At 66.9% G+C, this 13,497-nt stretch carries 14 protein-coding genes; 2 read left to right on the forward strand and 12 right to left on the reverse strand.

Going from position 1 to position 13,497, the window contains the following annotated elements:
* The first annotated feature begins 4 nt into the window (after positions 1–4).
* Positions 5–1,468, forward strand: a complete 1,464-nt coding sequence (locus tag QTI24_RS12055; protein WP_286600646.1) for a coniferyl aldehyde dehydrogenase — start codon at positions 5–7, stop codon at positions 1,466–1,468.
* A 15-nt stretch (positions 1,469–1,483) separates the two neighbouring features.
* Here QTI24_RS12055 and QTI24_RS12060 read toward each other — a convergent pair whose 3' ends face one another.
* From QTI24_RS12060 to QTI24_RS12070, 3 genes are all read right to left on the reverse strand, one after another.
* On the reverse strand, positions 1,484–2,266 hold the full coding sequence (locus QTI24_RS12060) for an alpha/beta fold hydrolase (RefSeq protein ID WP_286600647.1): 783 nt from the start codon (positions 2,264–2,266) through the stop codon (positions 1,484–1,486).
* 221 nt (positions 2,267–2,487) lie between these two features.
* Entirely contained in the window at positions 2,488–2,820 is a 333-nt protein-coding gene (locus tag QTI24_RS12065) for a cell envelope biogenesis protein TolA (RefSeq protein WP_286600649.1), read from the reverse strand.
* Positions 2,821–2,995: 175 nt separating this feature from the next.
* Positions 2,996–3,973 (reverse strand): Bug family tripartite tricarboxylate transporter substrate binding protein, encoded by a 978-nt coding sequence (locus QTI24_RS12070; protein WP_286600650.1) that lies wholly within the window; start codon positions 3,971–3,973, stop codon positions 2,996–2,998.
* Between the two features lie 230 nt (positions 3,974–4,203).
* Here QTI24_RS12070 and QTI24_RS12075 point away from each other — a divergent pair, with 230 nt between their 5' ends.
* Complete coding sequence (locus QTI24_RS12075; RefSeq protein WP_286600651.1) at positions 4,204–4,470, forward strand: hypothetical protein; 267 nt, start codon at positions 4,204–4,206, stop codon at positions 4,468–4,470.
* A gap of 212 nt (positions 4,471–4,682) precedes the next feature.
* Here the strand turns inward: QTI24_RS12075 and QTI24_RS12080 are convergent, their stop codons facing one another.
* The 9 genes from QTI24_RS12080 to pcaH form a co-directional block, all read right to left on the reverse strand.
* Positions 4,683–5,672, reverse strand: a complete 990-nt coding sequence (locus tag QTI24_RS12080; RefSeq protein ID WP_503011248.1) for a phosphotransferase family protein — start codon at positions 5,670–5,672, stop codon at positions 4,683–4,685.
* Between the two features lie 38 nt (positions 5,673–5,710).
* Complete coding sequence (locus tag QTI24_RS12085) at positions 5,711–6,916, reverse strand: acyl-CoA dehydrogenase family protein (protein WP_286600654.1); 1,206 nt, start codon at positions 6,914–6,916, stop codon at positions 5,711–5,713.
* Entirely contained in the window at positions 6,917–8,035 is a 1,119-nt protein-coding gene (phaC, locus tag QTI24_RS12090; protein WP_286600655.1) for a class III poly(R)-hydroxyalkanoic acid synthase subunit PhaC, read from the reverse strand.
* On the reverse strand, positions 8,032–9,045 hold the full coding sequence (locus QTI24_RS12095; protein ID WP_286600656.1) for a poly(R)-hydroxyalkanoic acid synthase subunit PhaE: 1,014 nt from the start codon (positions 9,043–9,045) through the stop codon (positions 8,032–8,034). The genes phaC and QTI24_RS12095 overlap by 4 nt, the downstream gene beginning before the upstream one ends.
* Positions 9,046–9,065: 20 nt before the next feature.
* A complete protein-coding gene (locus QTI24_RS12100; protein ID WP_286600658.1) occupies positions 9,066–9,848 on the reverse strand; it encodes an SDR family NAD(P)-dependent oxidoreductase in 783 nt (260 codons plus the stop codon).
* Positions 9,849–9,867: 19 nt separating this feature from the next.
* Positions 9,868–11,517: an acyl-CoA synthetase gene (locus QTI24_RS12105; protein WP_286600659.1), complete on the reverse strand. Its 1,650-nt coding sequence runs from the start codon at positions 11,515–11,517 to the stop codon at positions 9,868–9,870.
* A 4-nt stretch (positions 11,518–11,521) separates the two neighbouring features.
* Positions 11,522–12,061 carry a carboxymuconolactone decarboxylase family protein gene (locus QTI24_RS12110; protein ID WP_286600660.1) on the reverse strand — a complete coding sequence of 180 codons (540 nt, stop codon included), beginning with the start codon at positions 12,059–12,061 and terminating at the stop codon, positions 11,522–11,524.
* A gap of 62 nt (positions 12,062–12,123) precedes the next feature.
* On the reverse strand, positions 12,124–12,744 hold the full coding sequence (gene pcaG, locus QTI24_RS12115; RefSeq protein ID WP_286600664.1) for a protocatechuate 3,4-dioxygenase subunit alpha: 621 nt from the start codon (positions 12,742–12,744) through the stop codon (positions 12,124–12,126).
* Positions 12,741–13,484, reverse strand: a complete 744-nt coding sequence (gene pcaH / locus QTI24_RS12120; RefSeq protein ID WP_286600666.1) for a protocatechuate 3,4-dioxygenase subunit beta — start codon at positions 13,482–13,484, stop codon at positions 12,741–12,743. Before pcaH ends, pcaG begins: the two co-directional genes overlap by 4 nt.
* Between the last annotated feature and the right edge of the window lie 13 nt (positions 13,485–13,497).

The raw sequence follows: 13,497 nt of genomic DNA on the forward strand, positions 1-13,497 counted from the left end.
ACCCATGGACACCATCGTTCAGCGCATGCAAGACACCTTCGAGCAGCAACGCGTGGCGTTTCTGGCGAAACCGTACCCCACCCTGTCCGAGCGCAAGGCCAAGCTGAAGGCATTGAAGGGCCTGCTCAAGCGCTACCAGGATCGCATCGCCGTAGCCGTGAGCGCCGATTTCGGCGGCCGTTCGCCGGCCGAGACGAAGCTGATCGAGGTGCTGGGGCCGATCCTCGAGATCAACCACGCGCTGCACCGCATGCGTCAATGGATGGAGCCGCAGCGGCGCGCCACCGAGCTGCTCTTCCTGAGCAACAGTGCGCTCGTCAACTACCAGCCCAAGGGGGTGGTCGGCGTGATCACACCGTGGAACTTTCCGCTGTACCTGTCGCTGGGGCCGCTGGTTGCCGCGCTGGCCGCGGGTAATCGCGTGATGATCAAGATGTCGGAACTGTCTCCTCGCGCAACCGAACTGCTGGCGCAGATGCTGGCCGAGTGCTTTGCCGAGGATGAGGTCGCGGTCTTCGGCGGCGAGGTCGCGGAGGCACAGGCGTTTTCGCATCTGCCCTTCAACCATCTGGTGTTCACCGGCTCGCCGGCGGTGGGCCATCACATCATGCGGGCGGCGGCGCAACATCTGACACCGGTGACGCTGGAGCTCGGCGGCAAGTCGCCGGCGCTCGTGGCGAGCGACAGCGCGGTGGAAATGGCTGCCGAACGTGTAGCGCACGGCAAGGCCTTCAGCAGTGGCCAGGTCTGCCTCGCGCCCGATTACGCATTGGTGCCGCGCCACCAGCTCGATGCCTTTGCCGGCGCGGTGGAGCGATCCTTCCGGCGCCTGTACCCCACGGTGCAGGGCAACCACGACTACACCAGCATGGCCTGCGAACCGCACGCTCAGCGCATCCGCGATCTGCTGGTCGACGCCACCGCGAAGGGCGGCAGGGCGATCGCCTGCGGCGACATCGGGGCGGGCCGGCGCATTCCGCTGCACGTAGTCACCGGCGTGCGCGATGACATGCGCATCGCCAACGAGGAACTGTTCGGGCCGATCCTCCCGGTGGTGGGCTACGAGACGCTCGACCAGGCCATCGAATACATCGCAGCCAGGCCGCGGCCATTGGCGCTCTATGCGTTCGGATGCAAGGGCGCGGAACTGGATCGTCTGACGAAGCTCACGCATTCCGGCGGCCTGTGCGTCGACGACTGGGGCTGGCATGCCTTCAACCACGACTTGCCTTTCGGCGGCACCGGCAACTCGGGAATGGGCTCCTACCATGGCGAGGAAGGCTTTCGCGAGCTGTCGCATGCCAAGGGCACCTTCAAGCGTGCGCCCTGGTTCCCGATGGGCTTGTTCTATCCGCCGTACGGCAATCTGGTACAGCGCCTGGTGTTCAAGTTCTACCTGGGCCACGCCGACCCGTCGCTCGCCGATGCTTCGCTCGGGCAGCGCGCCACCCAAGTCCCGATGCAATAAGCGCTGTCCCGATCCTCAGGCGGCGCGCATGCCGCGCGCCGGATTGGGAAACAGCAGCGGCCCGAGCATGCCCCGCTTGAACGGCTTCCACTCGCCCTCGGGCTGTGCGAGCCGGTCGGCCAGCGCATAGAGCACGGCAGGGTGTGTGTCGAGGCCCAGGTGGCTGCCGAGCACTTCGATATTTTCCGAGCGTCGCCCGGTGCTCTCCACGCTGCATCGCCAGGCTACGATGCCGTCGCTGCGGCTGAAGATCGACGTGGTCGGCACCCGCGGCGTGCGAGCGACAAGCTTCAGGCGCGGCTCATCCTCGGCGCTCCGGCCGCTCAAGCCTTCGTAGACGCGCCAAGCACGGGTCGAGCGCGGGCTGCCTTTGAAGGGGCTGCCGAGCGTCACGACGCCGCGTACGAGCTTGGGATGGCGATGGGCCAGAAAGCGCGCATACGCGCCGCCCAGGCTCTTGCCGACCAGGCTCACCTTTCGGCCTTCCTTCGCGTGCAGTTCCTCCAGCTTCCTGACCATGGATTCCTCCACGCCGGCGCGCGGACCGAAGTTGCGACCCTGGCCCCAGCCGTGCACGTCATAGCCGCGGCCCTTCAGATAGCGGCGCAACAGGAGCGTCGACGAATCGCCGGAGGTCAGGCCGGGCAGCACCAGCACCGGATGGCCATCGCCGCGCGGTGCGAGCTTCAGCACTGGCCACACGGCGAGCGTGGCGCCGGCTTCCCACAGGGCGCGGAACTCGGCGAGCATCAACAAGGCTGAGGGTGCACGGGCGGGCCGCAGCGTGACTGCGTTCATTTCCAATCTCCTGATGGCGGTGCTGGCGCACGGGTCAGCCGCACAGCCTGCGCTGTCGCACCATCAGGCGAGGGTGGGGCGCGGCCTCGAAGGCAATGCACCGCATTGCCGCTGAGCTGCCGCGATTGTTCCAAGGGACGCGGACCGAGTCCAATGCATATTCAGTGCGTGACCCATGCGCTGGATGCAAATGCACCGCTGCGCCGGGCCATGTTCTGGCCCTACTTGGACGCCGGCATGCCGGGCGTGTTGGGTGGAGTGGGGTATTGGCCCGGGTTCTTGCCCGGATCGCGGGCTTCGCGAGCCTTGACGCCCGCCTGGCCCGCCGCCGCCGCTTTGCCCGAGCCGATATCGTCGTTCAGGGGCGACGTCACCTCATCGCCGCCGACCGGCTTGACCTTCCCCTGCGTCCGTGCGTTGTCCTTTGCCTGGGCACGATCCTGGGGCTTGGTGTTGGTGATGACCTGCTCCTGCGACGACGCGCCCGGAGGATTCTGGGCGTACGCGCCTGACGCGAGCAGACCGGCCATCGTGACTGCGAGAAACTTGCTCATTGCGGCCTCCTTGACGGAGATTGAATGAAAACGCCTCGTCGACCCAACGTTTGGGCGAGGTCATTATGCGAGCGCAGTCCGACCAGATCGAGGCTCAAGGTGGTTGTTGCCGAACTTGCTTCCGGATACCCACCCTTGCAGTGCGTTCCAAATGTCGGGGCGCCGTTCTGCCGACCTATTGCGGCACCAGGCCGGCGGCTTTCACCAAGTCGGCATGGAGACGGGTCTCCTCCGCGATGACCTGTCCGAGAGGTTTGGCTTCATCGGCCGCCGGCTCCATGCCCACCTCCAGCAGCTTGGCCTTGGCGTCGCCCCGAAGCAGCGCCTTCGCGGACTTGTCGAGCCGGTCCAGGATCGGCTGGGGCGTCTTGGCCGGTGCCAGCAGCCCGATCCATGCCGACAGCACCACGTTGTTGACGCCGCCTTCGCTCAGCGTCGGGATGTCCGGCGCTGAAGCCGATCGCTTTTCGCTCAATACGCCGACCGGATGGAGCTTGCCCGCCTTGATATGCGGCAGAGCCTCCGGGAGCGGCGCGAACACCATGTCCACGACGCCGCCCATCAGATCGGTGATCGCCGGCGCGCCGCCCTTGTACGGGATGTGCATCAGCCGGGCGCCGGTGCGGTTCTCGAACATGAGTCCCGCCAGGTGCTGCGGGCTCCCGTCACCCGAGGAAGCGTACGTCAGCTTGCCGGGGTTGGCCTTCGCCGCGGCCAGCACGTCGGCCGCGGTCCCGAATCGTGCCTTGTCGCGCACCACCAGCACCATGGCCTGGTTGACCAGCTTGGTCACAGGGGCGAAGTCGGTCTCCGGGTTGTACGGCAGCGTCTTGAAGATGCTCCTGTTGGTGGTCAGGAAGGATGCGGGCGACACCATGATGGTGTAGCCGTCCGGCGCCGCGCGCGAGACCAGCGGCGTGCCGATCTGGCCGGAAGCGCCGGCCTTGTTGTCGACCACGAAGGGCTGGCCCAGGTCGGCCGCCAATTGCTGGCTGACCAGCCGTGCCACCATGTCCACGCTGCCGCCGGCCGGCAGCGCGACAACGACCTTGACCGGACGGCTGGGGTAGCTGTCCTGCGCCGAGGACGGCGCGACCGAAATCAGGCTGAACGCAGCGCCAAGCGCCGCGAAGATGAATCGAGCAATGGCCATGGGTGGTGGGTCGCTTTCATGCTTGGGAAGAAGCCCCGGCGCTGTCGGGGTGCCGCAGTCGGCGGAGTCTGCCACGCCGAAGGTGGAACGTCTCGCAGCTTTTGTGCCGGCCGATCGGCCCCGCAAGTGTCAAAGAATGTGACGTTTGGCCCGACTGTGAATTTGTCACTTCTCATTCCCCTTGTTGGAGAGTTCAATGCCTACCTTCGCATTACCCAGGAGCGGTCGCGATGACCAAGGAACTGCAATTGATCGTGGACCAGCCCAGCGCAGGGCACTTCTACTGGACGATCGTCTACCTGGGCGAGCGTGGCGAGGATCACTCCGTCGTCGATTACTCGCGCGGCCCGTTGCCAACTCGCAGTTCGGCGATGGATGCCGGCATGACAGCCCTCGTCGGGCACCAGCGGGCAGGCAGTCCTTGGCTTGGACAGGCGTCGGCCGCTCGATTCGGCTGGAACTCCGATACGGTCCCCGGCACGCTCCTGCAAGCCTAGTGCAGGCTGGCCTGCGAGTGGCCCCTTGGTGCAGTTGGCTATAGGTAGTAACCCTATAATCAGCCTTGCTTGCTTCTCCGAGGAATCCCCATGTTTACCGCTCTGACCTGCGTCGGCCTTCTGGCAATCGTTGTTGGCAACGCAGTGATCTATTCGCAAGAAATGGATGCAATGCTGGGTCGGCGCTGATCCGCCCGAAACCGCACCCCCGGTCACACCACCGGCACAGTCTTCGTGGCCTGCTGCCAGGCAAGTTCGGCCACCTGCTCGAAATGCGATGACAGGTCCGCCGCCTCGGCACTGGCCGCCGTCCCGCGGATGAGGCGCCCGCGGATGCCGTGCAGGATCGCGGCGAAGCGGAACATATTGAACGCCACGTAGTAGTCCAGCGCGGGCAAGCCCGCCCGGCCGGTGCGCCGGCAGTAGGCCGCGACGTAGGCCGCTTCGTCCGGCAAGCCGGCGGCGGCGAGGTCCACGCCCCGGATGCCGCCAATGATCTCTGGCGGCATCCGGAACATCATCGCGTGATAGGCGAAGTCGGCCAGCGGATGGCCCAGCGTGGACAACTCCCAGTCCAGCACCGCGACAACCTTCGGCTCGTTCGGGTGGTAGATGAGGTTGTCGACGCGGTAGTCGCCATGCACGATCGACGTCTCATCGTCCGCGGGCACATTCTGCGCAAGCCATTCCACGAGCCGGTCCATATGGGCATTGCGACCCGCGGCCTCGTCCTCGACGTACTGCGTGGACCAGCGGCGAACCTGGCGTGCCACGTAGCCGCCGACGCGGCCGTAGTCTTCCAGTCCGATCGCCCGAAAGTCGACCTGGTGCAAGCGCGCGAGCGTCGCGTTCATCGCGTCGAAGCAGGCGCCGCGCTCGGCGGTGGGCAGCACCGAAAAGGCGGAGTCCCAGAAGATCCGCCCCTCCACCATCTCCATCACGTAGAACCAGCTGCCGATGACCGCGTCGTCCATGCACAGGCCGTGGAGCTCCGGCACCGGAAACCCGACCTTGCGCAGCGCGCCGATGACGCGCGCCTCGCGCTCGACCGCGTGGGCACCCTTGAGCAGCACCCCCGATGGCTTGCGGCGCAGCACGTACGAGCGCCCGGGCGTCTTGAGCTGGTAGGTCGGGTTCGACTGCCCGCCGGCAAAGCGCTCGGCCTGGATCGGTCCGGCAAAGCCGGGCACGTGGGCCTTCATCCAGTCGCCGAGGCGCTCGTCGTCCCAGTCGCCGCCGCTCACGCCTTGCCCCCGCCGAGGGCGTCACGCTTGATCTTCTTGGCCAGCGACCACTTGTGGACCTCGGTCGGCCCGTCGTAGATGCGGAAGGCGCGGACTTCGCGAAACACCTGCTCGACGATCGTGTCCTGCGTCACGCCGCCGCCGCCCATGACCTGGACGCAGCGGTCCGCCACCCTGAAGAGCGCGTCGGCGACCGCGACCTTGGTCATCGAGCTTTCGGTCGTGCCCAGGGAGCCGGTGTCGAGCACGGTGGCGCACCAGTCGATCATGAGTTCTGCCTGCTTCAGGTCGATGAGGTTGTCGGCCAGCATGAAGCCCACGCCCTCGTGGTCGATCAGCAACTTGCCGAAGGCCTTGCGCCGCGTGGCGTAGGCGGTGGCAATCTCCTGCGCGCGCGTGGCCGCGCCGTGCCAGCGCATGCAGTGCGACAGGCGCGCCGGCGACAGCCGGATCTGCGCGTAGCGGAAGCCTTCATCCACCTCGCCCAGCACCTGGTCGTCGCCGACTTCGAGGCCCTCGATGCCGACGACTGCGTGGCCGCCCGGCATCGAGCTGTCGATGGTGTCCAGCACCCGCTCGATCCGGATCGCGGGATGCGGCAGGTCGACCAGGAACATCGTCGCGCGGGTCGTTTCGCTGCTGCCGGTGCGCGCCATGACGATCCCGACCGAGGCACCCTCGGCACCGGTGATGAAGGCCTTGCGCCCGTCGATGCGCCATCCGCCGCCCTGGCGGCGCTGCGCAACGGTCTGCAGCATCGACGGATCGGAACCCGCGCCGCCTTCCTCCGCGGGCTCGGTCATGAAGAAGGCGGATCGCGCCTCGCCGCGCACCAGCGGCGCGAGGAAGCGATCCTTCTGACCCTGCGTGCCAATCTTGCCGAGCAGGTACATGTTGCCTTCGTCGGGGGCTGCGGTATTCACCGCCACGGGGCCCAGTGGCGACAGCCCGCTGCGCTTGAGCACCAGCGCTGTTTCGAGCTGGGAGAGGTGGTCGCCGTCGGCCAGGATGTGCGGCGTGAGCACGCCGGCCCCGCGTGCCTTCGCCCGCAATTCCCGCACGAGTTCCTCGCCCGGACCATGGCCCGTGCGGCGCGGGTCGCGCTCGTACGGGATCACGACGTCGCGGACGAAGGCCTCCACGCGCTCGGCGATGCGCACGCTTCTTTCGGTCGGCGCAGGACCGCTGCTGGAGTGGCTCATCTAGTTGCGCTCCCTCAGCCACTTGGCGATCGACGGCGCGAGCACCTTCTGCGCCTTGCCGCCGACGAAGGTCCCGATGTGTCCACCCGGCACGGACAGCTCGCTGTAGTCGTCGGTGCCGAATCGGTCCTCCATGCCCTGCGAGCAGGACACCGGGATGATCACGTCGCCCGTCGCATACACGTTCAGCACGGGCATGCGGATCTGGTCGAGATCGACCCGCCGGTCGCCGAGCACCAGCTCGCTTTTCACCAGCTTGTTGGCCTGGTAGAGGTCCTTGAACCATTGGCGCATGACCTCGCCTGGATGGCCGGGCCGATCGGCGATCCAGCGCTCCATGCGCAGGAAGCCGAGCATCTTCGATTCGTCGTCGAGCATGTCCACCAACTCCGTCGTGTACTTGGTGACGTTGCCCACGGGGTTCATCATCAGGAACGAGAAGCCGACCATCGCGCCGGGCGCGGTGCCCATCGTGTCGACCATCATGTCGATGTCCTCGGGCGTCATCGACCGGGCCCACAGGTTCATGTAGCCGGCGCCCGCCTCTGGATGATCGAGGTCACCATGAAAATCGAGCGGCGTCACGGTGAGCACCAGGTTCCTGATCTTCTGCGGGAACAGCGCCGCATAGCAGGTGGCGAACACGCCGCCCTGGCAGACGCCGAGCAGGTTGATCTTGTCGACGCCGTGCCGCTCGCGGATCAGGTCGACGCAGTCGTCGAGATAACCCGAGACGTAGTCGTCGATCGTGAGCCAGCGCTGGGCGCGCGTCGGCAGGCCCCAGTCGATGACATACACGTCCAGCCCTTCGGCCAGCAGCTTGCGCACGAAGGAGCGGTCGGGTTCCAGGTCGATCATCTGGTAGCGCCCGACCAGCGCGTAGGCCAGCAGCACGGGCACACGCGCAGGCTTCTCCACGGTCGGCCGGTAGCGGTAAAGGCGCACCATGTCCTGCCGCCAGACTTCGTCCTTGGGCGTGGTGGCGATAGCCAGCTGGTCCTCGGTGTAGGCCGAGAGGCGCTGGCTGCCGCGCGTGAGCTTCTCGCTCACCTGCTGCATCTCGCGCAGGAGCGTCTCTGGAGTGATGCGGATCGGCAGGGCTGCAGCGGGTTCGTTCATGATGCGGTGGCCTTCGAGCTTGTCTTGCGCTTTGCGGCGGGGGCGCGCTTGACGGCACGCGAGGACGCCGGCGCGATCCGGGCCGATGGGGTCGGTTCCGGCATTGAATCCGCCGACGCAGCGCCGATGGATTTGCGCAGGCGCCGCATCTCGCGCTTGAGTTCCTGGATCTCGCGATAGGCGTCGTCCACTTCGGCGCGCGTCGGCACGTTGAGCGCCTCGCTCGCGATGGCCACGATGCGTTGCTGTTGCTGGCGCGATTGCGTCGAAGCGCGCACCAGCTTGGCGGCAGCATCCAGCGCCTTCGGCGACTGCATAGCGGCGTGCATGGCCTCGTCGGCCGAGCGACTCCAAAGCCGCACCAGGCCCAGCAACGAGTCGACGGTTTCTCCCTTCTGGCCCATGTCGGCGAGGCGCGACATCAATCCCTCGCTGCCCTTGGCCAGCGCCGCGACGATCAGGCCCAGGTACTCCGACTGCGCCTGCTTTTTGGCCAGCGCCGCCGTTGCCATGGCGCGCCCGGCGGCTTGCAGCTCGCGCGAAGACGCGAGCCCGAAGGCGTCGGCCAGGCCGCCATAGGCGCGTTCGAGGTTGAGCGACAGCGGTTGCAGCGCCTGCCCGAACATCGCCATGGGCTGGCCCATCAGGTTCCAGGCAGCCGCCGACGTGCCGCCCGACGACAGCGCCTGGCTGGTGCTGGACAACCCTTCGGCGAGCTTCTGCAGTTGACCCTGCATCTGTTCCTGGAAGGCGATGAAGGCCTCTTCGGGCTTCGGGTGCGCGAGCAGGGACTGGAAATAGCCTTGGAACATCGGTCCCATCAACTGCTGCATCATGGCCAGCGCCTGCGATACCTGGGGCAGCGGAAACGGCAGCGGGCCCGTTTCGTCGGCGGGCGGCGATGGCATGGGCGAGCCGGCGCCGAACAGGGTCGGTATCAGGTTGAGCCACCAGCCATAGAGCGGCTCGGAAGCCTGCGTCGCATCCACATCGTCCTTGTCATTGGCCATGGAGGGTTCCTTGTCGCGGCTCACAGCGAGCTCACCAGATGCCCGCCGTCGACCGCCAGCACCGATCCCGTCATGTGCCGGCCGGCGTCGCTCGCCAGCAGCAGCAGCGGCCCGTCGAGGTTCTCCAGTCGGCCGAAGCGGCGCGTCGGGATGCGCGAGCGCAGCTTCTCGCCCGCCTCGCTCTCGAGGAAGTCCCGGTTCAGGTCGGTCACGACGTAGCCCGGAAGAATGGCGTTGACGCGGATGTCGTAGCGCGCGAGCTCGAGCGCCATCGCCTTGGTCGCCTGCACCAGCCCCGCCTTCGAGACCGCGTAGGGCGCCACGCCGCCCGCCACGCGCTCGCCCAAGATCGAGGCGATGTTGACGATGCTGCCGCCTTTCTTAGCCGCCACCAGACGCCGCGCCGCCTCCTGGGCGACCATCCAGCCGCCTTTGAGATTGGTGCCGACCACCGAGTCCCAGTCTTCCTCGGTGTGCTGCAGCAGCGGCTTGGTGACTGTCACGCCGGCGTTGTTGACCACGATGTCGGCGGGCCCGCCGGCCGATCGCTCGATCTCGTCGAAGCAGGCCTGGACGCTCGCCGCGCTGGTCACGTCGAGGCTGACCGCGAGGCACTTGCCGCCGAGGCTGCCAATCTCCTCGACCAGGCCGCCGAGCTTGTCGGCGCGCCGCGCGACGACGATCAGTTCGGCGCCCGCCAACGCCAGAGTGCGTGCGAAGCGACGCCCGAGCCCGCTGGACGCGCCGGTGACCAGCGCGCGCCGGCCGTCGACCCTGAACATGCTTTCGATACGGTCTGCCATGGTGTTTGCTCCGTCCGGCTCAGAGGGACTTGGCCTGCTCGCGCAGCAGGAACTTCTGGATCTTGCCGGTCGAGGTCTTCGGCAGTTCGCCGAACACCACGTGCTTCGGGCACTTGAAGCTCGCCAGGTTGGCGCGGCACCACTTGATGATTTCCTCGGCCGTGGCAGCGCCGGCATCGGGCTTGAGCGCGACGAAGGCGCAGGGCGTCTCTCCCCATTTCTCGTCGGGCCTGGCGACCACCGCGGCTTCCATCACCTTTGGATGGCGGTACAGCACTTCTTCGACTTCCAGCGATGAGATGTTCTCCCCGCCGGAAATGATGACGTCCTTGAGCCGGTCCTTGATCTCGATGTAGCCGTCCGGGTGCATCACCGCCAGGTCGCCGGAGCGGAACCAGCCGTCCTTGAAAGCCTCCTCGGTGCCCTGCGGATTGCGCAGATAGCCCTTCATGACGGTATTGCCGCGGATCGCGATTTCGCCGACGGTCGCGCCGTCGCTCGGCACCCGTTCCCCCGTGTCGGCATCGAGCACCGTGACTTCCTGTTGCGTCGGCATGGCCACGCCCTGGCGCGCCATCTTGCCCGCGCGCCCGCCGAGATCGAGGCCGTCCCAGTCGCGCTGCCAGGCGCACAGCGTGGCGGGGCCGTAGGTCTCGGTCAGTCCGTAGAGGTGCGTGACCTTGAAGCCGAGTTGCTCCATCTGCTCGATCACCGCGCTCGGCGGTGCGGCGCCACCGGTCGCCACCTCGACCACGTGCGCGTAGCGCGCGGACGGCTTCGCCGGCGAATGGATCATCATGTTCAGCACGATGGGCGCGGCGCAGAAGTGGGTCACTCGCTCGCTTCCGATCAGCTCGAAGATGCGTGCCGGCTCGACTTGCCGCAGGCAGACGTGCGTGCCTCCGACCAGCGTCACGGCCCAGGTGTAGGTCCAGCCGTTGCAGTGGAACATCGGCAGCGTCCACAGGTAGGCGGTATCGGGCGTGAGGCCGAAGGCGAGCGCATTGCCCATCGCGTTCAGGTAGGCGCCGCGATGGTGGTAGACGACGCCCTTGGGATCGCCGGTCGTGCCGGAGGTGTAGTTCAGCGCGATGGACTGCCATTCGTCCGCCGGCAGCTGCCACGCGAACTCGGAGTCGCCCTGCGCGAGGAAGGTCTCGTAGTCGAGCTCGCCGACCGCCATCGAATCGGGATGGCCGTTCTTGCCCCCTGGGTCGACGATATCGATCACGAGCAGTGGCGCCTCCAGCTCCTTGAGCGCGGCGCGCACGACCTCGGCATGGTCGCGGTCCGCGATCAGCACCTTGGCGTTGCCGTGCTTCAGGCCGAAGCCGATGGCCGGTCCGTCGAGGCGCGTGTTGATCGTGTTGAGCACACCGCCGACCATCGGCACGCCGTAGTGCGCTTCCAGCATCGCGGGCACGTTGGGCGCCATGATCGCGACCGTATCGCCGAGCCCGACGCCGGCCCGGCTCAGGGCCGAGGCCAGGCGTTTGCAGCGCTCGTACAGCTCAGCGTAGCTGATGCGACGGTCGTCGTGGACCACCGCCACCTTCTGCGGATAGACCTTCGCGGCATGTTCGAGGAAGGTCAGAGGCGAGAGCGGCACATGGTTCGCCGCGCGGCGCTCCAGGCCTTCGTCGTCGCGCGCTTGCGTGTCGATGGCCATGGCATCACTCCCCGGCGGCATCGATGCCGAGGACGACCAGGAAACGCGACACCATGTTGTAGCCGGCGATGGTGCCCATCAGCTCGACCAGCTGCTGCTCGCCGAACAGCACCCGTGCCCGCTCGATGATCTCGGGACGCACGGCGACCTGGCGCGTCATGTCGAGTGTCAGGCGCAGCGCGGCGCGCTCGCGGTCGTCGAACAGCGTGGTGTCGTAGCAGGCGGAAGTGACGTCGTCGAGCGCGTCGAGCTGCGCCTGCGTGCCCTTGGCGGCGAGGAATTCCGGCGCATGCTGCAACCACTCGTAGTCGGCATTGTTGAGCCGCGCGACGGCGCAGATCGCCAGCTCGTTGATGTGGCGCGGCACCTGCATCTGGTTGCGGATCGCCGCGAACATCGAGTTCCACCCGCGCGCGAACTGGGGGCTGTGCAGCAGCATGCGGTCGAGGTTCAGCAGCTTGCCGCTCGACCGGCGCGCGCGGATCGTCGCGACCAGCTCCGCCAGTTCGGGGTCGTCGGTGTTGCGATAGGCGATGTTGGGCATGGCGCGTCTCCTCGCGGGTTGTTGTCGGTTTCGGAGCGTTGCAGCGCGCGGGGGCGCTTCGTTCAGATGTCGAAGAACACCGTCTCTCCTTCGCCCTGAAGGCGAATGTCGAAGCGGTAGACGACCGTGTCTCCGCGCGTTTCGCGTTGTGCGATCAAGGTCTTGCGGCGGACTTCCCACTCGATCAGGTTGAGCACCGGGTCCTTGGCGTTGGCCTCGGTCTCGTCGCTGAAGTAGAGCCGCGTATTGAGGCCCAGGTTGATGCCGCGCGCCACGATCCACAGCGAAATGTGCGGCGCCATCGGGCGGCCCTTGCGCCCTTGCACGATTCCGGGCTTGATCGTCTCGAAGCTGTAGAGGCCGGTGTCGAAGTCGCTACAGGCGCGGCCCCATCCGCGGAACGCCGGATCGATCTTCTTGCCCGGCTGCCGGTCGCCCGGGTGGTCGTACTTGCCTTCGGCGTTGGCCTGCCAGCACTCGATCAGCACGTCGCGCACCGGTGTGTTCGAGCCGTCGAACACCATGCCTTCGATGTGGATGCGTTCGCCCTTCGTCTGCGGTGTGACCAGCACGTTGCCGAAGTTGTTCTCGAAGATGTCGAAGCCGGCCTGGTTCGGCGCCAGGCCGATGTGCACATAGGGGCCCGCCGTCTGCGACGCCGTCTCGCGAAGAGTGCCAGTCATTGCGCTTCTCCCTGAACGAGGTTCTCGAAGAGCGTGGCCCGCCGCCCGCGCAGGACGATGTCGAAGCGGTAAGCCCGGCTGTCCAGCGGCACGAAGGCGCTCGTGTCCTGCATCGCGATCAGCCCGCGGATCTGCTCCTCGCTCGGAACGATGCGCAGGATGGGGCAAGAGGCGATCAGCGGATCGCCTTCGAAGTACATCTGTGTGATGAGCCGCTGCACCCAGCCGTCGCCCGAGATCGCGTAGTGGATGTGCGCCGGTCGCCAGTCGTTGACGCGATTGCGCCATGGGTAGGGCCCCGGTCGGATCGTGCGATAGGCGTAGTAGCCGTTCTCGTCGGTCAGCATGCGGCCGCAACCGCCGAAGTTCGGATCGAGGGCGCCGATGTACTGGTCCTTCTTGTGACGGTAGCGGCCGCTGGCATTGGCCTGCCAGACTTCCACCAGCGCGTTCGCCACGGGACGCTCGTACTGGTCGCGCACGAAGCCGTGAACGATGATGCGCTCGCCGACCGGCATGCCGTCTTTCGCGGCATTCATGATCAGGTCGTTGTCGCGCGGGCCCAGCTCCTCGGCGCGGAACACCGGCGCGGTCACTTCAGACAGCGACTGCTGGAGCGAGATCAGCGCGTTGCGCGGGCTGCGCAGCACGCTGGTCTTGTAGGCCGGCGCAAAGGCCGCCGGGTGCGACGTGGTGTCGCGCATCATGAATTCGTCGCCTGCCGCGGGAGCTCTGGACATCGCGCTCTCCTCT

Source organism: Variovorax sp. J22P240 (genome assembly GCF_030316855.1).
Taxonomy (GTDB): domain Bacteria; phylum Pseudomonadota; class Gammaproteobacteria; order Burkholderiales; family Burkholderiaceae_C; genus Variovorax.